This window comes from Spirosoma taeanense, assembly GCF_013127955.1.
GTDB classification, from domain to species: Bacteria; Bacteroidota; Bacteroidia; order Cytophagales; family Spirosomataceae; genus Spirosoma; species Spirosoma taeanense.
Genome location: NZ_CP053435.1, coordinates 2,030,859 through 2,054,624, shown reverse-complemented (window position 1 = coordinate 2,054,624; position 23,766 = coordinate 2,030,859). Strand labels below are relative to the sequence as shown.

Sequence of the window (23,766 nt, the reverse complement as noted above, 5' to 3'; positions counted from 1 at the left end):
CTTATTTAATTGTATTTACTCAGTTTCCGAATTTAGTACGGCTTCAACGCCCATCACCACCATTAAGCTGCCGGAAGCCTCCTTTGGATTGGTGAATATCAGGTACACATCATGCGGTTTGCCATCTGACGGAGCAGGCTGCTTAATCGGAACCGCTAACACAGAGGGTTTGAAATCCATTTTATCGGAAGGCTCCAGGAAGGCAGATTCCCCCCAAAGCTTACCCGTTGGGCTATCCAATCGCACCTCAACCTTGCCTCCTTTGGCGTTTAGCTGGGGCCTGGGGGCCGTAGCCATCACCCGAAACTCGCTGATGCCGGTCAGATCCACCTGCTTCATGACCATGTAAGCACCTGACTTGCTGGGAATAGCCAGGTTATTACCCCCGAACGACATTTTATTGATGTTGTCGTACACGTCAAAGGCATGGGCGTCTGCTTTGGCGTTGCGCAACACGAACGTCTGTTCCGATTTCAGCGAAGGCAGTCCCTTAGCGCCTTTGTCGGCGTAGGAAGCCCGCACCACATAGACGCCTTTACCTTTGTCGCCCGCCGGTAGTTTGGCCGTATAGCTTCCCTTTGCCGGCAACGAATTCGCATTGGCGGCTTCGCTGGATAGGCTCAGAACGTACTTAACCATCTCCGAGGCATCGGCAGCCGAAAGCTGTGGGTGGGCCGACATTGGCGTTTCGCCCCAGACACCCGCGCCACCCGTAATGACTTTTTTGGTCAGCCGCTCCAGGGCTGTGTTGTCATTCCTGTATTTCTTGGCTACGTCAACGTATGCGGGGCCAATCGACTTTTTAGCGATGCTGTGGCAGGCTTTACAATCGCTGGCTTCGAGCAGTTTTTTACCCGTTGCGGTGAGTACACTGGCATCGGCCGAGCGGTGTCCCTGCGCGATGGCTACCTGATCGTATCCTTCTGGCAGATAGTCAATGTTGACCGCTACCTGCTCCGGATCGATCCCTTTGCCCAGGCTGCCGTCTTCTTTATCGCTCACCTTTACGTCGTAGCGGAACGGCTTATTCGGTACGTAAAACGACTTGTTGCCACCAGGCATATCCATCGTCAGAACGGGAGCTTCGTTACCCACCGTAATATCCATCGACTGCGTAGCGATGCCGCCTTTGCCGTCGTTGACCGTCAGGGTCGCTTTATAAACGCCTGCTTTGGCCAGGGTCAGAGCTGCGTCGGGCGCGTTAACGACTTTGTTGAAGCCGTTTTTGGACGCGATTTTCCAGGAGTAGGTCAGCGCATCGCCGTCGGCGTCGGCCGTACCGGCTGCCGAAAGTTTCAGATTGAGCGGAGCCGAGCCACCCATCTTGTTCGCGGCCACCTGAAGCTGCGGTTTACGGTTCCCACCGTTGTATTCGATACGGATCAGTCTGGCGTCGTCATTCGCGGAGAACCAGCCGGAGCCGTATTCGAGCATATAGAGGTCACCGTTATCAGCAAACTCCATATCCATGGGGTTGCTGAATTTATAGCTCGGCATGAAGCGCTCCATCGACTGAAAGTTACCATCCTTATCCATCGTAACGGCCATAATCCAGCCGCGCATCCAGTCGTAGGTCAGGAGTTTACCGTCGTAGTAGTTCGGAAACGCGTGGGGTGCGCCTGTAAAGGCATCGGCGTAAAAAACCGGCCCCGCCATGGCGTTACGTCCACCGGCACCTACCAGCGGAAACTCGGGCGAGGCATCATACGGATACCAGATAAACGCTTTCTGAGCCGGGGGGAGCACCTTCAGACCGGTGTTGTTGGGCGAGGTGTTGGTCGGCGCGTTTACATCCCACTTTTCCCCGGACTTACTGGCCGTAAAATCGTATTTATTATAGGCTTTGTTATCCCCGACGAAATGCGGCCAGCCGAAGTTACCCGCTTTACGGGCCTGTCCGACTTCGTCGTGACCAGCCGGGCCCCGGTTGTCGTCGGGCTTAGCGGCATCAGGACCAACCTCGCCCCAGTACAAATTACCCGTTTTCTGATCGACCGAGATACGGAACGGGTTGCGGTGTCCCATGGTATAAATTTCCGGCCGGGTCTGCGGAGTGCCCTTGGCGAACAGGTTGCCTTCTGGAATCGTGTACGTACCGTCGGGCTGGGGTTTGATGCGGATGATTTTACCGCGCAGATCGTTCGTATTGGCCGACGACTTCTGAGCGTCCCAGGCGCTGCGGCCTTCCCGCTCGTCGCTTGGGCTATAGCCATTGGAGCCGTGGGGGTTCGTATTGTCGCCTGTCGACAGGTACAGGTTGCCCTGACGGTCCCAGGCAATCGAGCCGCCTGTATGGCAGCACTCCTCGCGCTGGGTCGGCACGTCAAGCATGACCTTTTTAGAGGCCATGTCCAGTTCATCGCCTTTTAGCTCGAAGCGAGCCAGGACGTTCTTCGATTCGTTCGGATCTGAATAGTACAGATAAATCCAGTGGTTCTGCGCGAAATTAGGGTCTTTGTTCAGACCCAGGAGCCCGTCTTCGCCCATCGATTCCTTACCTTCCTTGCTGACATACTTAATGCTGACGGGAAGCTTGGCGATCGTTTTCAGTTCTTTGGTATTGGTGTTATACAGCCGAACCTCGCCTTTACGCTGAATGAACAGGATACGTCCGTCACCCAGTACGCTTAGCTCCATGGGTTCGTCGAGTTTCTCGGCCAGCACTGCTTTGTTGAACCGGTTTTCTTCCGGCCGGGCTTTCGAGAAATCCAGCGATTTTGGGCTATCGCCACCGATCGTGTAGTTGATGCCGGCCCACAGGTGATTGAGAAACAGGGGCTCCGAGAAGGTTTCGTCCGTGTGACCCATGGCCGTGTAGAACGCCCGGCCACCGTCAAATTCCTGAAACCAACTCATGGGGTGGAAATCAGGGTTTTTCCCGCCCTGATACGTTTTTTCATCAATGGCCAGGACAGGAGTAATCTTCGGCGAGATATTCTTGAAGCTGTAAAATTCATCGGAGCGCTCAAACTCGTCGGGCATCCCTTTGGTAGCCCAGTGGTTTTTCAGAGTGACGATGAATTTGCCCTTCTGTACGTTGTTGGGCATCGGGTGGTCGAGAAAATAGGCACCTGCCAGTTTGCCATACCAGGGCCATTCATATTCGGTATCGGTGGCGGCATGGATACCCACGTAACCACCACCCGCCTGGATATAGCGCTCGAACGACGATTGCTGCTCGTTGTTGAGAATATCGCCCGTGGTGTTCAGAAAAACGACCGTGTTATATTTCTTCAGATTCGGCTCCTGAAAAAGTGTTGCATCTTCCGTGAACGTTACGCCAAAGCCTTTCTCCGACGCCATTTTAGCCAGTGCCTTCCTGCCCGCTTCGATCGACTGGTGCCGGAAGGCGGCCGTCTTGCTAAAGACAAGTACGTTGATTTTAGGTGACTGGGGTGACTGGGCGCGCAGCGATAGGGAAGCGAGCCATAAGCTCCACAAAAAGAGACTGGGTAACAGGCGGTTGACTTTCATTTTAGGAACCATTGGGAAACGATTGATAAGCAAATGTACTGGTATTTCTTTTCATTGTCTTTTTTATAGACAATAAATTTTATCTAACTCTATATTTGCAGGGTAATAATTCTTATTGAGCTTTTAGTAGCGCTTTCCCGATTTCTCCTTGAGGTGCCATTGACCATGGGTTCGGACAACACCGGAATAAGGCCGGGCCGGGAAGATTGGCGAAAGGAGTAATTTTGGATAGATGATTCGCTAATGAGGAGGGCATTCATCCGTTTCATTCGCGGTAAGCAAACAATCTGTTTGCCGGCTTATTTAATACGTTATGCAATCACCCAGTGAACAGGATTACATTCAGCAGCTTTCGATTGATTGCGTCATTTTTGGGTATCAGGAAAAACAACTTAAGGTATTAGTGCCCAAGCTGATTTTCAAAGGTGATTTCTGGGCATTGCCCGCTGGCTTCATTTATCAGCATGAAAGCATTGACGAGGCTGCCCGCCGGATTCTGGAAGGACGAACCGGTATCAAGGACATATACCTCGAGCAGTTCAGGGTGTTTGGTGATACCGGGCGAAGCAATCGTTCGTTTCTGGAGCGGCTGATTGAGCTAAACCGGACTGAATTAGGCGATAAGCAACTCAACCGGAAGGAGTTTGACTGGGTTACCCGGCGATTTATCTCCATTGGCTATTATGCCCTGGTCGATATCAACAAGGTCAACCCCCAGAAAAGCGACATTGATGCATCCGTTGACTGGTATAACATCAGGCACCTGCCCACGTTGATCATGGACCATAACGAGATTATTGAAAATGCCCTCGAAACTTTACGGCTACACCTCGACCAGAAGCTGATGGCCTTTAATCTGCTGCCGGAAACCTTTACGATGAAGGAGGTGCAGGAGTTGTACGAAGCCATTTACGAAAAGCCGTTTGCCCGTAATAATTTCCAGAAAAAGATTCTGGACCTGAACGTATTGGAGCGACTTGAGAAGAAATTTACGGGTGCCGCCAACAAGGCCCCTTACCTGTATCGCTTCCTGAGATAATCGGGGATTGCGCCCCCGGCTTCCAGTGCCGCAACTGGAAGCGGCATGATTACATTTCTCTATTCCACAATGCGGCAAGCTTACTGCTCCCTGGGGTAATTCGGAATGTTTTTGCCGAGGTAGATATGCCGCTCGGCTTTGAACATATTCCCGACGTCTTTTAAAGTCAAGATCCCGCTCCCACCCCGGTTCTCCAATTTCTGGCGTTTCCCGGACGTAAGCAGCGGATCGTCGGCGAATAGATATTCGTCGATGTAATACTCGTTGATACCCGGTTCTTTCACCGTAATGTGAATATGAGCCGGGTCGGTACGGCCGGGATACGGAGCGGGCCGGAGGGTAACGAACTTGTAAGCCCCTTTTTCGTCCGTACGCATCCAGCCCCGTAACTGTCCGTGTCGCCGTCCCCATCCTCGAGCATCTGCTTTGGGCGTGTAATGGCCCGTCTGGTCGGTATGGTAGATGTATAGAACGACGCCCGGAGCCGGCGTTTTACCATCGGCCTTATACACAATCCCATTGATGCCAATCGGCTTCTGGCCTGCCCAGTTGGCATCGGGCAACTTCACGAACATGTCCAGCTTGTCGAACGGGACCGGACTTTCGTAGATTGCTTCGCAGCCTTCGCAGGGGCCTCCCACCGTTTTAGCCTGACCAAATGCGGGCAGGCTTCGGACGGTGACGGCAATCAGCAGAATAAAGACCTGAGGTTTCATGACTAGAGCTGGTTAACGGGTTTTGGGCCTTCTGTTCAACGCCTGAACAAAGCAACAACGAGCGATTCTCCTGCCAAAAAATAGTAGACCAACAACCCGGAAAATAGACGAGTTACAAGGGCTTATTTCCTTCCTCTACTTTTTTGGTCGTTGGTCGAAATAATTTTCAGGACATTCGGCTTTTCTGTTCATTTACACCGGATTAGAACAGATTCCGCCGTGGATTTCCTGGACCGACGTATAACCATTCCCCTTTCGAACCGCACCATTACGGTTAAATACGCGCTGGTGCATACTGCCTATTGGGTGCTGATTACCGGCTTTTTTCTCTATGAGAAGCGGTATCTCATTTATAAGGCAGGATTGCCGTTTTTTGCCGCCTGCGTAATCGTCCGGGTCGTCCTGCTGATGGCCATTGCGTATCTTAATCTGCACTACTTTTTACCCCGTTACCTGCTCGCGGGCCGTTACGTTCGCTATTTCGGTCTGGTGCTCCTGTCCATTCTGGGGTATCTGCTCGTTCAGGCGTTTTATGATTTTATCCTGTACGGCTTCGTGATTGCGCCCACGTTTAACCAGGACTGGCTTGAAACCCTGTCGTACAATTTCTTCAGCACGCTCTGGTATCTGGGCCTGATGGTGCCCCTGAAGCTCAGCATCGACTGGTATGAACAACAGCGCCTGCTGCAGAAGATTGCGGTCGAGAAACTACAGGCCGAAGTGAATTTTCTGCGGTCGCAGGTGAACCCGCATTTCCTGTTCAACATCCTCAATAATCTGTATGCGTTAACGCTCAAAAAATCGGATCTGGCGCCGGATATGGTCCTTAAACTATCGGACATGATGGAGTACATGCTCTACGACAGCGATGATGCCCGCGTGCCGCTCGAAAAAGAAATCAGCTATTTACAGAACTACATCGAACTGGAGCGCATCCGGTGTGGCGATCATTCAGCCATTACGCTGGATATCAACGGGCAGCCAAACGGCCAGCAGATAGCGCCACTTTTACTACTACCGTTGGTCGAAAACGCCTTTAAGCATGGCGTGGGCAAACGAACGGGCGAGGCCTGGCTGCGCGGCACGCTGACGCTGGATCACTCGGCCTTGTCGATGACCGTTGAGAACACTAAGCCAGCGACGATTCCAAACCGTAAAAACGGCGGAATTGGACTGGTTAACCTCAGGAAACGATTGGAACTGCTCTACCCCGGCCGCTATTCGCTCCAAATCGAAGAAAAGCCGCAAACCTACCGGGCGTCTCTATACATTTCGCTGAACAATTGACTGGATGGTTTTCAATTAAAGACCAGCTAACCGGAAATCATGAAAATCGTCGTGCCTTATCTACTGATTTCTCTCCTGCTGATTAGAGCGCTTCTCTGCGGAAAAGCAGCTACACACCCCAACCTGTCCGTGCAGCATACCGCTGCTGAATACAAATGGATCAAAGTATTGGACAAAGGTCCCTGGAAGGAAAGTTACAACTTCCAGTTGTTCAGCCACCACGACACGCTATGGGCTTTCCATTTCGATGGTGTCTGGTTTTCAGCGAATGGGCGATCCTGGATCAAATCGTCTTTGCCCAACGTAATTGATAATCTGGCGTTTCTGAATTATGTATCGTTTAATAACTCCATCCTGGGGCTTGGTCGCTTTACGGGAAACATCGAACAATACAGCTTGCAGTCGACTATTTATCGAACTCATGACTTGAAAGGCTGGGAGATCCTGGCCAATCCGAGTACGCTTCCCCGGCGTTTTTTCTATCGTCCATTTGTTTTCCAAAACAAACTCTGGTTCGTAGGGGGCGAAGACAGCAAGACGCAATTCGCCGACATCTGGAATTCACCCGATGGTATTGTGTGGACCAAAGTAAAGGATAACCTTTCCTTCGGCAAACGATCCAGGAGCCAGGTCGTCATGCTTGGAAACAAATTATATCTATTGAATAACGACGTGTGGTCTTCGGAGGATGGCCTACACTGGAAGCAGGAAACAGGCGCGATTATAAACGGGGTGGAAATTTTCGGCTACACGGCCGTAGTTTTAGACGGGCAGATTTGGCTCCTGGGCTGCAACCGAAACGGGCAGTTCAGTAGTCAGGTGCTGGTTAGTTCGGATGGGCGTACCTGGTGGGAGCAAAAAGCGCCCTGGTCACCCCGAGGAGGAATAGCTGCCTGTGTGCATCAGGGAAAAATCTATATGACGGGCGGAAAATATGGCGGGTTTGATGGGGACCAAACGAAGTTCATTTATAGTAACGATGTATGGGTACTGGAGCGAAAATCTCAAACGAACGACTAATGCTCCGCTGCGTTGTACTCGACGATGAACCGCTGGCGCGGGAAGTGCTGAACGGTTACCTGAACCGGCTGGACGGCATTTCGTCGGTGCGGCAGTTCGCTAACGCCCGCGATGCACTTTTGTATCTGGAAAACCACGAAGCCGATATACTCTTTCTGGATATTGAAATGCCGGGCATGAACGGCCTCGACTTCCTGAAGACCCTGACCAATCCACCCGTCACGGTTTTTACAACGGCTTACCGAAACTACGCCTTTGAAGGTTTTGAACTGGGCGTGATCGACTTTTTACTGAAACCTATTGCCTATCCCCGGTTTCTGCAGGCCATCGAAAAAATTCAGGACTTTTTAAGCCTGAAAGACCAGAACACCCGAATTGAGAACGAACCGAGCCAGCCGCTGCCCGAATCAATTTTTGTGAAAAGTGGTGTACAGCGGATTAAACTGAATTTTGACGACGTAACCCACATCCAGGGGCTAAAAGATTACGCGATCATTCACACGGCTACCGGCCGAATCGTTATTAAAGGCTCCATCAAAGCCATGCACGAAATTTTCCCGGCAAGCCGGTTCATCCGCGTTCACAAATCTTTCATTGCCGCGATTGCCCGCATCAGCCGCATTGACCGAAACCGACTGATGATTAATGGCAACCCAATTCCGGTTGGCCGTAATTATAAAGAAGCCGTCGAGAAAGCTCTGTTCGACCGCTGATCGGAATCCGGTTTGATTTATTAGCTACTGGCCGTAACGGGCCAGCTATTCAAATTGCGTCGGCGGCAGAATCTCTATGCAACGTTTCTTAACAGCCTGCGTCTTTGCTGCACGATACACCTCCCAAATCGCTAACCCAATACAAACCCTGCACTAACCAGCAAATTCAATGAAATCGTTTCTACTTGCCCTGCTCGCGTTCGCGTCGAGTCTAGGAATCGTATTGGCTCAGCAAGCCAAAATCGCCGGTTTACTACTCGATTCAACCGCGAATAAACCCGTTGAATTTGCTACGGTAGCTCTGCTGAAAGAAGGCAAAGTTATTGAAGGTATTACCGCCGATGCCAAAGGACAATTCACCTTTTCAAAGGTCAACCCGGGTGAGTACGCCGTCCAGATTTCGTTTGTGGGTTATACCCCAAAAACGGTGGAGAAGGTTACGGTTCTGGCCGGGCAGGATACAGAGATAGGCGTTATCAAACTCAGTCAGGCGGTTCAGAAATTAGCCGAGGTAACCGTAACGGAGCAAAAAGCGCTCTTCGAGGAAAAGTCCGACCGGATGGTCTACAATGCCGAAAAAGATATCAGCATCAAAGGCGGAGATGCTACGGATGTGCTAAAGAAAATTCCATCCATAGCCGTCGACATTGAGGGGAACGTACAGCTTCGCGGCAGTTCCAACATCAAGGTATTGATTAACAACAAACCATCCAGCATTGTCGCCCGCAGCATTTCCGACGCCCTGAAACAGATTCCGGCCGACATCATCAAGCAGGTTGAAGTCATTACGTCGCCGTCGGCCAAATACGACGCCGAGGGCACGGCCGGGATTATCAATATCATCACCAAGAAAAATTCGCTGCAGGGTACCAGCGGCTCCATCAGCCCGAATTTTGGTCAGTGGAATAACTGGCCGAACGCCAGTATCAACCACCGCATGAAGAGTATTACGATTTCGGCGAACGGCGGGTACAGCAACTGGCGCAATAAACGGTACATGCAGCTGCTGCGCTCGTTTACCAGCGAAGGCGTTGTTACGGATCAGAACCAGACCCAGTGGATACTGGGCAGCGGGAAAAATTTTTACGGTACCCTGAATGTGGACTGGGATATTGATTCGCTTAACCGGCTGGGCGCTGGCTTAAACTACTACGACGGAGCCAATACCAACCGCTTCGACATCAACTTTGAAGAAAGCAGCCAGGGCACTGTCAATCAATACTTTCGCCGGGACATGAGCCGCACCTACGACTGGGCCGGGGCTACGATCAATTTAGATTATACCCGGCTGTTCAAGAAGCCGAAAAAAGAACTCACGTTCCTGATGCTCTATTCCTTTGAGGGCGAAGACAGCGATTACTGGTCGAATCTCCTGAATCGGGCTAGTTCGGTTTATTACCGCGAGAAGAGCTACAATATCAGCAACAATAAAGAAGGTACCCTTCAACTGGATTTTTCCAATCCGCTGGACAGCATCAGTAAACTCGAACTGGGCTCCAAACTGATCTTCCGGCAAATTCTTAGCGACTATCGTATAGCCAATGCCGTTGACGGCTCAACCAACTTTACGGACGTTCCATCGCTGGCGAATGTCTTTGACTATGGGCAGCAGGTTGCCTCGGTCTATGCGGTCTATAGCCGTTCGCCAAAGAAAAACTGGGGCGTAAACCTGGGCGCGCGCTATGAGCATACGTTTATTCAGGCTAACTTCCTGAACGGCACCTCTCCGTTCTCGAATACCTACGGCAACCTGATTCCGAGCGTAAGCCTGTCGCGCAGCCTGAAAAAAGACCGGCAGGTTCGGCTGAGCTATTCGCAGCGGATTCAGCGACCCCAGTTTTATTATTTGAATCCTTACGTTAACCAGTCTGATTCGAAAAACGTATACGGCGGGAATCCTTACCTGAAGCCCGAACTAACCCACTCTGTCGAAGCCAACTACAGCATTGCCATCAAGCAAACAAACATTAATGCTTCGTTCTTTCTGCGACAGACCAACAACGCCATCGAGAGCATCAGCACCGTTAACAGCGAAGGCGTTTTAATGCAGATATTTCAGAACGTAGCGCAGAATTCGGCCTATGGCGTCAATCTGAGCGCCAATACGAAAATCATCAAGCAATGGTCAGTAAACGGCTCGCTTAACCTATTTTACAACATCCTGGAAAGCGCAGAGCTAAAAACCCGCAACGAAGACTGGATGTACCGGATCAATCTGAACTCGACAATTGACTTCGGAAAAGGGTTCAAAGCGCAACTGTTCGGCTTTTATAACTCGGCGCGGGTAAACTTGCAGGGCAAGTATGGTGGCTTCGGCTACTACAACATGGTGCTGCAAAAAGAAGTAATGAAGAAAAAAGGCACGATTGGCTTTGGTTACGATATTCCGTTCAACGAAACCATCAGCTGGCGAAACGATTACGTCGGACCCAATTTTGTGCAGACGCAGTATGTGTCCATGTACCGTCGGGGCTGGCGGCTGAATCTGAAGTATGAATTTGGAAAAATGAACAAACCCCAACGCCAGAAAAAACAGATCAGTAACGACGACAAGAAGGCTGGCGAAGGCAACAACTGACGTAATTAACCATCCGAATCCATTTCTGTCCCTAAACGAAGCCGATACAACCCATGCGCCAACGATGCCGACCTCTTCCCCTTGTTGCGCTACTGCTTCTGCTTCAGCCCCTCCATGCGGATGATCTGGACGACTACATTCGGCAGCAACTCCGGAAACGGCAGATTCCGGGCCTCTCGCTGGCCATTATTCAGGACGGTAAAATCGTTAAAGCCCAAAGCTATGGATTCACCGATAAGAGTGGCAAGACACCCCTGACTACCTCTACCTTATTCCAGGCTGGCTCAATCAGCAAGTCGGTTGCGGCCGTTGGTGCCCTCCGTCTGGTTGAAGAAGGCAAGCTGTCGCTCGACGAAGATGTGAACGCAAAGCTGCGAACCTGGAAAGTGCCCGAGAATGACTTCACCAGGGATAAAAAAGTAACGCTACGGGGGTTACTCAGCCATACCACCGGGCTCACGGTTCACGGGTTTCCCGGCTATGAGGCAGGTTCTCCAATCCCAACGGTTGTGCAGATTCTCGACGGTGCCCCGCCTGCCAATACGGCTCCGGTTCGGGTCGATTTTGTGCCGGGCAGCCGCTGGCGCTACTCCGGGGGTGGTTATACCGTTATGCAGCAGCTCATGCTGGACGTAACGGGCAAATCCTTTCCGCAGTACATGCAGGAAACGGTGCTGGGACCGCTGAAGATGACAGCGAGCACCTATGAGCAGCCGCTTCCGGCCGACAAAGCACAGGCAACCGCTACGGGGCACTCAGGCTATCGAAGTCTGGTCAAAGGGCGCTGGCATATTTACCCCGAAATGGCGGCCGCTGGCCTATGGACCACGCCTTCCGATCTGGCGCGATTTGCCATCAGTATTCAGAACGCCTTTGCGGGTAAACCGGGGGCCGTGCTGTCACGGGAAATGACGCAGCAGATGCTCACCGATCAAAAGGACAACGACGGTCTTGGCGTCTTTTTAGAAGGCAAAGGACCGGCGATGCGGTTTGGACACAATGGCCGGGATGAAGGCTTCGACGCCCTGATGACGGCGGGGGTTGAAACGGGGCAGGGCGTCGTTATCATGATCAATGCCAACGATAACTCCCAGATGCTGGGACGTATTCTGGACGCGGTAGCCAGAAAATATCATTGGGCGGGTTACACGTCCAAAATGCCCGCTGCCCGGACAGCCGCCCAGGTTCACCCCAATCGGCTTGCCGCTCTGGAAGGGCGCTATGAATTTGCCAACAACCGGATCATAACCTTCAAAGCAGAAAATGATCGTCTGTACACGCTGGCCGATGGATTTATCGATGAAGAATTCGTACCTGAATCAACCACTCGCTTTGCCTCCATGGATCGGGACGCGTTTGTTACGTTCAGCCCAAACGCGCAGGGCGAAGTAACCGAACTGGTCTGGAAGAGTGGCAAAGATGAACGGAAGATACCGCGTATCGGCCCGCTTTTTCACACGATTAAGCCAAAACCAGACCCGAATCCACCGCGTACCCGCCAGATCGAAACCGCCCTGAAGGCGATGTCGGAGGGGGGTAAAGCGCTGGAGGAAACGGCGGGTGTTACAGCCGGGGCGCGACGGGATTTCAGCAGAGGCTCCGGCGAACTGGCCGGATTCAAATCCATGACGTTCGTGGGCGTTGAGGACGTAAGCGGTCGCGGCATTGAGCGGCACGAAAGTCCGGTCGGACAGGTGCTGGCGTATAAACTCCTTACCGATATGACGCAGCGCTACGTTATTGTGCACCTGACGCCCGAAGGATTAGTCACCGATTATGACGTAGTACCGGAGTAACAACATGGTATCGGATTCTTCATAAACCCGGCCTGAGGAACCCGATACCAAAATAAGGCAACTGATTGGTAATACCTGGTCGAGTTGGTGTTTGTAGCCCTGATAGCCCTGGGCATTGCGTTCCTCTTTTTGTTAGCTGCCCAACCCCTTCTACAGACCATTACCGGCAAAACCCTGTCTCTGCTCGAATCGCTCAGGTGGATGCGGCCCGCAATGGAGTAGATATGGTCCTTCTGCGGGTACACAAGCTAAAACTCATCGCCGGGAACCCGTTTACAGCCCGTGCCCCCGGCGATTCTGTGCAGCCGGTTATCCTGAATGAATGCGAAAACTGGCCTTGAAACTCGATCCACCAGTTGAAATTAGGCTACACTCCAATTGAAGGCCGTTTGGTTAAACTTTCAATTCATCCAATGAAATCAACCGTTCTTCAGCCTTGTTGGCGGCTTCAGCGACTATCCATAGCGCTCCCCCTCTGACGGATTGTAGCTTTGATCCATTAACCGGCGGAAAAGCCGGCCAACATTTTTAAATCCATTTAACCACGGGCCTTCCCGATAAACATCAAATACCATGAAAACCTTAGTTGCTTCCTTACTGATTGCCCTTTCCGCCAGCGCCTTTGCGGCTCCTGCCACTAACCCCACGGGTTCAGCATCGTTCCAGTCGTCGGTGTACATCTCAACCACCAACGATCTGCGGGTAGCCATTGACAAAGAAAAAAGTCATGTAGTTCAGGTGCGGCTGCTCGACCAGCGCGGGCATCTGATCGCTCAGGAATCCATTGCGAAGAAAGAAAGCCAGTACCGCGCCCGGTTCGACATTAAAGGCCTGCCGGACGGCCAGTACCAACTGGTCATCACCGACGGCACCACGGAAGAGGTTCGCCAGATCAACGTAGCCACCAAAGCGCCGATTGCCAAGGTCACTCGGGCCATCTCAATTCAGTAAGCGCCCGGCCTGACAGCAGGCAATTTCTATTAGACGAATCGCCCCCGTTGCTTTGGTTTCAAAGCAACGGGGGCGATTCGGTATAAGACAAAGGCCGGGATACCACGGCTCCCTTACCCCCCTGAACGGGCCAGCACAATTAGGACCAGACCGGCAACGTAAGACCCACCCATTAGCCAGAGGTAGCGATTTGCTTTGGCAGGAGCGTCTTTAAACTCATGCCAGGCAAACAGCCCCCAGAGCACTGAAACAATGGTTGCTCCCTGACTCAGCCCATAGGAAACGGCATCACCGGCCTGCTTGGCACCCAGTAAAAGCGTGCTCATACCTAGCCCCCAGATAAGGCCGCCCCCCAGACCCGCCAGATGTTCGCGCCGGCCCACATGCCGGTAATCTGGCTGACCGTCCTCGTCGGGCAGAACGAATTTTCGCACGAGCCACTCCACCAGCGGGTTGCACAGGTTCAGACCGATAGCGAACAGGGCAAACCCGGTATAAGTCGTCAGAAGTCCGGCTTCGGGCCGGATCAGATCGGTAGCTATCGCTTCCGAAACAAGCCGAAAGAAAAACCCAGCGGCTAAGCCCCCGGCCAAGGCAATCCAGATGCCCCGGTTACCATTCGAAGAGGAGTCAGCATCGTCGGCCCCTTCCTGTTTGGTCTTATAAGCCAGCGCGCTGAAAATCATGGCCGCAATGATTGCCCCTCCGCCAAGAGACAGAAGAGCCACGCTCCCTTTGGGTTCGGCCAGGTAGTTCACCACAAGACCAATAGCCAGCGACAGTCCGGTTCCTACGGGCATGGCAATCGCAATACCGGCCATGCTGATCCCAACCGTGAGCAGCCGATTGCCAACGTTGAAGGCGATCCCACCCGCCAGCGCCAGCAAAATAGATCGCCCCTCGGCCTGCTGAATATCTTCCGGCACCGAACGTCCCTGCGACCCAAAACTGCCTAACGTAAAGGCCAGCAACAACGAAGCAGCCAGAATGCCGTACACATAGTCGCGGTAGAAAACGTAAAGCGGAGCCGTTTTGGTAACGAATTTTTGCGCGTTTGTCCAGGAACCCCAGAACAGCATCGTGAGCAGGCAAAAACAAATGGCTACTGCCGGTTGATGGATGACAAACATGAGCGAAAAATGAATCACAATCCCTTATTCTTACCGACTACCAGAACGGAGCAGAATCGTTATATTATTAGTCCCGAACGGGAGATTACTGAGCGTAGAAAACACAACGGCCCGATGACGAGCGTCATCGGGCCGTTGTCTAAAAGATGTATCGCATCACTGCAGATCCGCGTCTTCGCGGCTGTTAAATGTATCGCCCTGGCTGAGGTCGCCGGTTTTAAGCCCTTTCTTGAACCAGTACACGCGCTGAGCCGACGAACCGTGCGTAAAGGCATCGGGTACCACGCGGCCCTGAGTCTGCTGCTGAATCCGGTCGTCGCCAATGGCATTGGCGGCCGTAAGGGCTGATTCAACATCATTCGCATCCAGCGTAATACTCTGCCCCTGTGCGTGATGCGCCCATACGCCGGCAAAGAAATCGGCCTGCAATTCCAGCCGGACGGAAACCCGGTTGTATTCCGTGCGGCTCAGTCGCTGGCGAAGTGCATCGGTTTGGTCCATGATGCCTAATTGCTTCTGCACATGGTGGCCAATTTCGTGCGCCACAACATAAGCCATCGCAAAGTCGCCCGGTGCCTGAAACCGCTGGGCGAGTTCATCGTAAAACGACAGGTCAATGTATACTTTCTGGTCCAGCGGGCAGTAAAACGGGCCCATTGCATCCTGCGCCGTGCCGCAGCCCGACTGCGTAACGCCCCGGAACATGACCAGCGTCGGCTTGCGGTACTGAGACCCCTGTTCGGCAAACAGCTTTGTCCAGACATCTTCCGTGCTGGCCAGCACCTTACGGGTAAAACTGGCCGCTGCGTCGTCGGACTGCGGGCCCGTAGGCGCCTGAGCCGCCGACTGACTGGATGACCGCTGATTCAGAATTTCTGACGGGTCGCCCCCCAGCAGCATGACAATTAAGGCTACCACAACGGTGCCAATTCCACCGCCGACGAGCAAACCTCCCCCACCGCTTCCCCGGCGGTCTTCGACATTGCCGCTTTCACGGCCTCCTATCCAACGCATAGTGTTTTTCGGTTAATGAACGGTTGAGTATTAACTACCGTTTCCGACCGTAAAGTGTTTGATTTGTGTCTGGACGGCGCTTCGCGTATCAGTCGGACTGCTTCAGAATGGAGGCTGGCCGGACAGCTGTTTTCTGGATGCTATATGGATTATCAATTACTACGTCGCGGTTCCAGGGATGCTCCCAGTTGCCGTAGCGGCCGTCGGTTGTAATATCAAACGCGCTGTTGGGTCGGCCGCAGTCGCCATTGTTGACCGCGCCCCACGACCAGACCAGCCAGCCGATGCCGTTCTGCTGGCTTTGCTGCATCAGACTTACATACGGAAAATCGGTTGAACAGGTCTGCCCAACTTTCGGCTGGGGCGCTTCGCCAAACAGCAGGGGAATCTCATCCGCGATGACCCGACGGATCAGGTTGTCCAGCCGGGTCTGGGCGTTCTGCCGCCAGTACGTATGTACAGAGAACATGCAGTTTTTCAGGGAATCGGCATTCCGGATGGCCGACCAGGTTTGCAGAATACTGGTTTCGTCCTGCCCCCAGGTTGACGCATCGATCAATAGAGGCACTTCATAGCCAGCCTGGCGAAGCTGCGAAACGGCGTTTGTATACGCCAGCCGAAAGGTATCCGGTCGGGTTACATGCCCTACTTCGTTGGCAATATTGAGCAGAACCCATTTTTTGTGCCTCGCCATCACGGCCTTTACGTCGTCCCGCTGCCAGTAATCCAGGCAGCGTTGCAGTTTGCTCCAGTCGCCGGTAGCATCGTGCAGTTCCACAATCGGGATCATTTTGTGACGGATGCAGTTGCCAATCAACCGATCCAGCTGGCGGGGTTCGCCCTGCGTAGTCCAGACCAGGCGGCAGGCGTTGGCGCCGGTTTTGGCAATTTCGGGCAGGATGCTTGCACCGGTGTGGTCTTTCGACCAGATAAACATTTCGTTAATTCCTCGCAGCACCACTTTTTCGTCGGCAGCCGTGTATAAAAATCGGCCCTTAACGGTCATGGTCTGCGCATGAGTATTCAGAAAGAAGGCTACTAAAACGAGAGTAATCCAGAATCGCATCGCATGGTTTGTTATTAATTCACGAAGGGGTGATCTCCGGCACAAAATAAGGTGCCAGCCGCTATCGCTGTAGCAACCGGCACCTTATTTAGCTCGTTTACGGGCTTACCCGTTCACAGACGTATTCCCATCCATCGAGTGCTGTAGGTCCAGCTCACCCTGCGGTTCTTTCTTCATACTGTCTGCGGCTTTTTCGCCCATGGGTCCCCTGGCGATAGTTGTTCCACCGTCCACGTAATAGATAGCGCCCGTTACGTACGACGCTTCGTCGGACGCTACGAACAAATACACATTGGCAATCTCTTCGGGCGTACCCCGGCGACCCATCAGCGTACCCGCCGTCGTCGACTTTTCCATTTCGGGACTCATCGGTCCGGTGCTGGCATGCGTCCAGGCTGTATCCACCGGTCCCGGCGCAACAATATTGCTCCGCACCCCAAAATGCGCCTGTTCAATGGCTAAGCCTTTCGTACCACCATATGGAGCCGCCTGCGGTTCGCCCATATGACCAGCCTCTGAACCCGCCTTCACTACGTTCCCCTTGGTTTTCTGCAACACCGGCAAGGCCGCCTTATTAACCAGGAAATAACCGTTAGATTTACCTACTGTAGCAGGCTTAACAATCTCGTAAGGGTCTGAAAACAGCGAAGCCGATACAGACGTACCGGCTTCGTGTTGATAAACAAATTGGGTTTACACTAGCTCCAGTTCGCCCAGTTGCTGATTGATAAACTTCAGCTCATCGGCTGATAACTGAATATCAACTGCTTTGGCATTCTGGACCGCCTGTTCTGCGTTACGTGCCCCAACGAGCGCCACCGTAATCCCCGGCCGCTCGATGGTCCACCGAATGACCAGCTGGCTCAGACTGGCGTTTTTGCTGTCGGCCAGGGGTTTGATAGCTTGCAGAAACCGATCGGTTTCTTCGATGTTCTTTTCTTTGAAGAAGCGATAATTGGCCCGGTGGTCGCCCTCGGCAAACTGATGACCGGGCTTAATCTTACCCGTCAGCAGACCCCGTTCCATAGGGCTATAGGCCAGAATGGCCTTATTATGTTCAAGGCAGTACGGCACAAGCTCGTCTTCGATCCCCCGGTTAAGCATACTAAACGGCACCTGATTGGCCGACAGCTTAAGCACGCTCTCGGCCTGCTGCATCTGCGAAACGTTGTAGTTGCTGACACCCGCCTGCCGGACCTTCCCCTGCTCGATTAGCCGCAGAACAGCCTCCATGCTTTCTTCGATGGGGGTGGTTTTGTCGGGCCAGTGCATCTGGTATAGGTCGATATAGTCGGTGCCCAGCCGTTTTAAGCTATCCTCACATTCTTTGATGAGGCTTTCTTTGCCCGAGTACTTATAGACGTCGATCGGATTGCCCTGGTTATCCTGACTTTTGAAGCCAAAATCGCCTTTAGCCAGGTCCCAGCGCATTCCGTATTTAGTCAGTATCTGCACTTTGTCGCGGGAAATTCCTTTGATGGCCTCCCCAACAATTTCCTCGCTGGTTCCCTGCCCGTAGATGGGTGCCGTGTCAATTGAGGTTACGCCCAGATCGTAGGCGGCTCTGATAGCATCAACCGCTTCTTTGCGTTCAGTACCGCCCCACATCCAGCCACCGGCCGCCCAGGCACCGAAAGTGATGACCGAAACGCTCAAATCCGACTCACCCAGTTTTCTGTATTCCATATTTTGTTGTAAAAAGAGTTCCTGCTTATAAGACAATTCATCTCTGTTTTGTTGGCCAATTCGCGTCAGTTGCCTATACGCTCAACCGTCGGCATACATAGAAATTCCCCTTGCTCTGGCTGCTGACGGGTAGAAGTGCTACCTGTCTATGCTTATCGGGATTGATTCCTAGACCTGAACCTAATTCTGATTTCCAATGAAGCTGGTATTCGTAGCTAGTGTTGCGCTCAGTCTGCTTGGTCCGATAAGAGCATCAGTCGGCCAGCAGATTTCCCGCGATGAACTCATCTTTTTAACCCCCGAATGGAAAGGCGAACGCTTTCCTGATGGACGCCCCAAAGTGCCGGACGCAATTCTGAAACGGATGAAGCTGGTTACCCAGGAAGAAGCCTGGTCAGTGCTGAAAGGGGAAAATTACAAATATCAGTTCACCGGCGACTGGCAGACCATCAACCCCGACAGTGTGCTGGTGGGCCGCGCACTGACGGCTACATTCATGCCCGGCCGCCCCGACGTTCACCGTGTAACGGATGAGAAGGGCCATACCAAAGATGGCCGGGTTAAATCGCAGAACGCCTGGCCGATTGATATGCTCGTGAAAGGCGATGTGTACGTTGTTGATCAGTTTGGCATGCACGAAGACGGCCCCACCATCGGCGATAACCTGGGCAATTCCATTTATGCCAAAACCGGCAATGGTATTGTCTACGAAGGTGCCGTTCGCGACATTGCCGGTCTGAAAGAAATCGGTGGCTTTACGTCCTATTTCCGCAGCTACCATCCTTCCCACCATAATCCGGAAGGCAATCTGAACACAACCCTGGTTGGTATTAATCGGCCAACGCGTATCGGAAAAGTCATGGTTATGCCCGGCGACGTAGTGCTGGGCCGCGACGGGGGCGTTTGCTTTATCCCTCCGCATCTGGCCGAGAAAGTAGTGAAAACGTCGGAGATTATCCGGTTGCGGGATATGTTTGGCCACCTGCGCCTGCGCGAACAAAAATACACGCCCGGCCAGATTGACTCCCGCTGGTCGGCAGAGATCGAAAAAGATTTCTCGCAGTGGCTGAATGCGCACGTCAACGAACTGCCCGTACCGAAAGAACAGATTCAGGATTATCTGAAAACCCGCACCTGGTAATACAACGCCTAAACTCTCCAATCCAATGAGTCACACTTCTTCCCGTCGTTCCTTCCTGACCAAGAGCGCCCTGGCCAGCGCGTTTGCGGCATCTTCCCTAACCAGCTTTGGCGAAGGGCTCGAAACCGCCGTTGACCGAGCCCCGCTGTCGTCAAGCCCATCCGACCTGAAAATTACCGACATCAAGTGCGGCTATATCCGCAACGGCCACAGCCTGTTTGTGAAGGTTCATACCAACCAGGGTATCTGGGGCTGTGGCGAAGCGGTCGATGCAACACCCGGCACCTACCACCTGGTCAAGATGATGGGCGAGCGGATCAAAGGTAAAAGCCCCCTTAACGTCAACCGCCTGTTCGAGGACGTCCGGAAGGCGGGTTTCTTCGAAGGCGCACAGGCTGGCATGTATATTTCGGTACTGTCGGCCGTCGAAACAGCGCTCTGGGACCTGGTGGGTAAGGCGCTCGGTATGCCGGTCTATCAGTTGCTGGGCGGTAAATTCCGGGACCGCATCCGCGTGTATTGCGATACGGGGGCGTACCGCGAAAAGGACACCACGCCCGAATCGTTCGGGAAAAGCGCCAAACGGGCGGTCGATATGGGCTTTACGGCCGTGAAATACGACATCGACGAGCGGAACGATCCCAACAAATACGACGCCTATAACTGGACGGCTAGCCCCGGTGAACTGGAGCGGATGTACAACCAGATTGCGGGCGTTCGGAAGGCCGTTGGCCCGAAAATCGACATCTGCGTGGATATGCACGGCCGCTACGACGTTACGACGGGCCGGCGGGTAGCCAAGATGATGGAGCCCCTGAACCTGCTGTTTCTGGAAGAGCCGATCCCGGCCGAAAACCCGGAAGCGTATAAGCAGATCCGGGAAGCCTCGAACACGCCTATCTGCGCGGGCGAAAACCATTACCTGGCGTACGGCTTCCGGCGGCTGCTCGAAATTGGAGCGGTAGACATCATCATGCCCGATTTGCAGAAAGCTGGCGGCTTGGGCGAGGCCCAGCGCATTGCGAACCTGGCGAACCTGTACTACGTGCCCTTTGCCCCCCACATGGTCGCGTCATATCTGGGGGCAATGGCATCGAGCCATGTCTGCGCGTCGGTGCCTAACTTCCTAATTCTGGAGTGGCAGATTTATTTCCACGAGGAGCCGATGTTCAAGGAGATCGTTACGTTCGACGGCCCGATGGTGAAGGATGGTTTTATTCCTCTCTCCGAGAAGCCGGGGATCGGCGTCGAAATCAATGAAGAAGGTATGCGCAAATACGCCCCGAAAGACGTGCCGTTCTTTGTGTAACGACCAGCAGGCCAATGTCCTGACCTGAATTCTCTGTAAACCCGCTTACTCTTATCCCAACCCGATTTTGATTCAGAACCCAACACCTGCCGGCAGCACCCTGACCGATCCTCTTTCAACCAACCGGAGCAATTACCGGTGGATCATTGTGGGCCTGCTCTTTTTTGCCACGACGATCAACTACCTGGATCGGCAGGTGATCAGTCTGCTGAAGCCAATCCTGGAAAAAGAGTTTAGCTGGACTGAATCCGACTACGCCAATATCGTTACGGTCTTTACTTTTTTCTATGGTTCAAGCACCCTGCTGGCGGGCTACATCATTGACAAGATCGGCACCAAACTGGGGTATATCGGCGCTATTCTGGTCTGGAGTCTGGCGGCTATGGGCCACGCCATGGCAGGCGGTACGGCTGGGTTTATGGTAGCCCGGGCGTTGCTGGGCATTGGCGAAGCGGGTAACTTCCCGGCTTCAATAAAGACCGTAGCGGAGTGGTTTCCCCAGAAAGAACGGGCCCTGGCGGTGGGCATTTTCAACTCCGGCGCCAACATCGGTGCGGTAGCGGCTCCGGCCGTCGTTCCCTGGCTGGCGCTGGTGGCCGGCTGGCAGATGGCGTTTATCGTGACCGGCGCGCTGGGGTTCATCTGGATTGTTTTCTGGTGGTTCTACTATGAAGTTCCCGCCCGGCATAAACGCGTTAGCCCTTCTGAACTTGCGTATATTACGGCCGATGCGGCATCAACCGAGATCGTTAACGACGAAACGCCCATCCGTTACCCGATTTTTGCCAACAAGGCGATCTGGGGCTTCATGGGCGGCAAACTCCTGACCGACCCCATCTGGTGGTTTTTTCTGTTCTGGCTGCCCTCCTACCTGGCGAGTATCTACCACCTGGACCTGAAAAAACTGGGCGCTCCTCTGATCATTATCTACCTGGCCGCTACCATCGGCAGCGTAGGGGGCGGTTGGCTGTCGTCCCGGCTCATTCAGAAAGGCTGGAATCCGACGCGGGCGCGGCAGTGGGCAATGGCGCTGTTTGCCATTTGCGTAACGCCGGTGATGATCATCAGCCAGATGGGGAGCATGTGGCCCGTAATCGGCATTTTATCGCTGGCAGTGGCGGCTCACCAGGCCTGGTCGGCCAATATTTTCACCGTTGCCGCCGATCAGTTCCCCAAGCAGGTCCTCAGCCGCGTGGTTGGCTTCGGCACGATGGCCGGCACACTGGGCGGTGCGATTTTTCCGCTGCTCGTGGGCCGGATTCTGGATCATTATAAAGCCTTGGATCAGTTGTCGGAAGGCTATTATATCATTTTTTATATCGCCGGACTAGCCTACCTGGTCGCCTGGACACTGCTGTATATTTTCGTTTTTCGCCGGGCTGGCAAACATTAATCATTCATGAATTCTGTAAAGCTTACTACGACATTCGCTGCGGTCAGTCTGGCTTTTAGACTGTCCATGCAGACGGCCAGCGCGCAGGCTCCCAATTTTCAGAAAATGACGCCGGAAGAGCGAACGGCGTACATGAACCGGATGCGCGAAGCCAGCCAGGCCGACTGGCAGAAGATGATGAATAGGCTCAATCTGGTCCTACCCTCCCTGCCACCACCCGCCGACGATCCAAAACGGCCCGCCTTCCTCAAACCGAAAGAAGGCACAACGAACTGGTTCGACCAAGCCGGCAACACGCACGTACGCTCGGGATGGGGCAACTGGACAAACTACGATGAGACCACGTCCAGCCATTATTCGCTGCCAGACCCGCTCAAACTAAAAAACGGTAAGCCTGTAACGACTGCCAACGAGTGGTGGAAGCAGCGTCGCCCGGAGATCCTGAATGAGTACCAGACCGAAATTTTCGGCAAAACACCGGCCAATACGCCTTCCGTACGCTTTGCGCCTGCCAGCACCGACAGTACGGTGCTGAACGGCAAAGCCACCCGGAAAACCATCCTGGGCAGCATTGACAACAGTCGCTACCCGACTGCAACGCCGAGTATTCCGGTTACGTATTACCGACCGGTCAATGCTGCGGGTGCTCTGCCGTTGATGGTGATTGTCTGGGGTTCGTTTCCACAGCCATTGGCTAACATCGAGAAATTGATTGATGCGGGCTGGGCAGTGGCGACCGTCAACACAGGCGCTATCCAACTGGACAGTGGTGCGGGTCTGCACGAGGGCATTATCGGGCTCATGAACGGCGGGAAAGATCGCCAGCCCGACGAGTGGGGCGTTCTGGCAGCCTGGAGCTGGGGCCTGAGCCGGGCACTCGATTACTTTGAAAAAGACAAAGGCATCAATCCGAAACAGATCGGGATTCAGGGGCATTCCCGCTGGGGAAAAACGGCCCTGCTGGCTGGCGCCCTGGACTCACGCTGGGCGATTGTCTTCGCCAGCTGTTCAGGCTCGATGGGTGCATCGCTGGAAAAACGAAATTTTGGCGAGACGATTGACAACGTAGCGGGCGCGGGCGAATACCACTGGATGGCGCCGAATTTTATCAAGTACGGCGGCAACTGGGCTGCCATGCCGGTCGATGCGCACGAACTGATGGCCCTCATCGCCCCGCGACCATTGTTCATTACCGGCGGCACCAAAGACCAGTGGGCCGATCCGAAAGGGGAGTTTCTGGCCTGCGTGGGCGCGAGTCCAGTTTATCAGCTCCTTGGGGCAAAAGGCGTCGGAACCAGCGAGATGCCCGCGCCGGATGTCGCCCTGATCGACGGCGAGCTGGCATTCCGCAACCACGAAGGCGGCCACGTTGACTCGCTCGACTGGCCTGTTTTTCTGGAGTTTGCCCAACGGCAGTTTAACCGCCCCACCGCAAAAAAATAACCTGTAAAAC

General features: G+C 53.5%; 18 protein-coding genes. 11 read left to right on the top strand and 7 right to left on the bottom strand.

The genetic code is table 11. The features are described from left to right. Positions 1-15: 15 nt before the first annotated feature. The gene (locus HNV11_RS08705) at positions 16-3,486 is read right to left on the bottom strand and encodes a ThuA domain-containing protein (RefSeq protein ID WP_240163860.1); all 3,471 of its coding nucleotides are present in this window, start codon (positions 3,484-3,486) and stop codon (positions 16-18) included. Between the two features lie 301 nt (positions 3,487-3,787). Between HNV11_RS08705 and HNV11_RS08700 the strand changes: the two genes are divergently transcribed. Beyond that, a complete protein-coding gene (locus HNV11_RS08700) occupies positions 3,788-4,513 on the top strand; it encodes an NrtR DNA-binding winged helix domain-containing protein (RefSeq protein WP_171739294.1) in 726 nt (241 codons plus the stop codon). An 80-nt stretch (positions 4,514-4,593) separates the two neighbouring features. Here the strand turns inward: HNV11_RS08700 and HNV11_RS08695 are convergent, their stop codons facing one another. Further along, a complete protein-coding gene (locus tag HNV11_RS08695; RefSeq protein WP_171739293.1) occupies positions 4,594-5,229 on the bottom strand; it encodes a dioxygenase family protein in 636 nt (211 codons plus the stop codon). A gap of 219 nt (positions 5,230-5,448) precedes the next feature. On the opposite strand from HNV11_RS08695, the gene HNV11_RS08690 reads away from it, so the two are divergent. The 6 genes from HNV11_RS08690 to HNV11_RS08665 all read left to right on the top strand — a co-directional run bounded on the left by HNV11_RS08690 (position 5,449) and on the right by HNV11_RS08665 (position 13,574). After that, positions 5,449-6,516, top strand: coding sequence for a sensor histidine kinase (locus tag HNV11_RS08690; RefSeq protein ID WP_205402748.1), 1,068 nt, complete (start codon positions 5,449-5,451; stop codon positions 6,514-6,516). A gap of 39 nt (positions 6,517-6,555) precedes the next feature. After that, complete coding sequence (locus HNV11_RS08685) at positions 6,556-7,536, top strand: Kelch repeat-containing protein (protein WP_171739292.1); 981 nt, start codon at positions 6,556-6,558, stop codon at positions 7,534-7,536. Next, positions 7,536-8,249: a LytR/AlgR family response regulator transcription factor gene (locus HNV11_RS08680; protein WP_171739291.1), complete on the top strand. Its 714-nt coding sequence runs from the start codon at positions 7,536-7,538 to the stop codon at positions 8,247-8,249. The genes HNV11_RS08685 and HNV11_RS08680 overlap by 1 nt, the downstream gene beginning before the upstream one ends. A gap of 169 nt (positions 8,250-8,418) precedes the next feature. Continuing rightward, on the top strand, positions 8,419-10,827 hold the full coding sequence (locus HNV11_RS08675) for a TonB-dependent receptor domain-containing protein (RefSeq protein WP_171739290.1): 2,409 nt from the start codon (positions 8,419-8,421) through the stop codon (positions 10,825-10,827). A gap of 53 nt (positions 10,828-10,880) precedes the next feature. Further along, complete coding sequence (locus HNV11_RS08670) at positions 10,881-12,623, top strand: serine hydrolase (RefSeq protein ID WP_171739289.1); 1,743 nt, start codon at positions 10,881-10,883, stop codon at positions 12,621-12,623. A 573-nt stretch (positions 12,624-13,196) separates the two neighbouring features. Next, positions 13,197-13,574 carry a hypothetical protein gene (locus HNV11_RS08665; protein ID WP_171739288.1) on the top strand — a complete coding sequence of 126 codons (378 nt, stop codon included), beginning with the start codon at positions 13,197-13,199 and terminating at the stop codon, positions 13,572-13,574. A 113-nt stretch (positions 13,575-13,687) separates the two neighbouring features. Here HNV11_RS08665 and HNV11_RS08660 read toward each other — a convergent pair whose 3' ends face one another. The 5 genes from HNV11_RS08660 to HNV11_RS08640 form a co-directional block, all read right to left on the bottom strand. Beyond that, on the bottom strand, positions 13,688-14,704 hold the full coding sequence (locus HNV11_RS08660) for a GRP family sugar transporter (protein ID WP_171739287.1): 1,017 nt from the start codon (positions 14,702-14,704) through the stop codon (positions 13,688-13,690). A 156-nt stretch (positions 14,705-14,860) separates the two neighbouring features. Next, on the bottom strand, positions 14,861-15,718 hold the full coding sequence (gene ypfJ, locus HNV11_RS08655; protein ID WP_171739286.1) for a KPN_02809 family neutral zinc metallopeptidase: 858 nt from the start codon (positions 15,716-15,718) through the stop codon (positions 14,861-14,863). Positions 15,719-15,806: 88 nt separating this feature from the next. After that, positions 15,807-16,784, bottom strand: a complete 978-nt coding sequence (locus tag HNV11_RS08650; RefSeq protein ID WP_171739285.1) for a cellulase family glycosylhydrolase — start codon at positions 16,782-16,784, stop codon at positions 15,807-15,809. Positions 16,785-16,889: 105 nt separating this feature from the next. Continuing rightward, positions 16,890-17,342 carry an SDR family NAD(P)-dependent oxidoreductase gene (locus tag HNV11_RS08645; protein ID WP_394353877.1) on the bottom strand — a complete coding sequence of 151 codons (453 nt, stop codon included), beginning with the start codon at positions 17,340-17,342 and terminating at the stop codon, positions 16,890-16,892. 135 nt (positions 17,343-17,477) lie between these two features. Further along, entirely contained in the window at positions 17,478-18,470 is a 993-nt protein-coding gene (locus tag HNV11_RS08640; RefSeq protein ID WP_171739284.1) for an aldo/keto reductase, read from the bottom strand. A gap of 196 nt (positions 18,471-18,666) precedes the next feature. On the opposite strand from HNV11_RS08640, the gene HNV11_RS08635 reads away from it, so the two are divergent. From HNV11_RS08635 to HNV11_RS08620, 4 genes are all read left to right on the top strand, one after another. Continuing rightward, the gene (locus HNV11_RS08635) at positions 18,667-19,611 is read left to right on the top strand and encodes an RraA family protein (protein ID WP_171739283.1); all 945 of its coding nucleotides are present in this window, start codon (positions 18,667-18,669) and stop codon (positions 19,609-19,611) included. Between the two features lie 25 nt (positions 19,612-19,636). Continuing rightward, a complete protein-coding gene (locus HNV11_RS08630) occupies positions 19,637-20,920 on the top strand; it encodes a mandelate racemase/muconate lactonizing enzyme family protein (protein ID WP_171739282.1) in 1,284 nt (427 codons plus the stop codon). A gap of 67 nt (positions 20,921-20,987) precedes the next feature. Next, a complete protein-coding gene (locus tag HNV11_RS08625) occupies positions 20,988-22,313 on the top strand; it encodes an MFS transporter (RefSeq protein WP_394353876.1) in 1,326 nt (441 codons plus the stop codon). Positions 22,314-22,319: 6 nt separating this feature from the next. Beyond that, positions 22,320-23,756: an alpha/beta hydrolase family protein gene (locus HNV11_RS08620; protein ID WP_171739281.1), complete on the top strand. Its 1,437-nt coding sequence runs from the start codon at positions 22,320-22,322 to the stop codon at positions 23,754-23,756. Positions 23,757-23,766 lie beyond the last annotated feature (10 nt).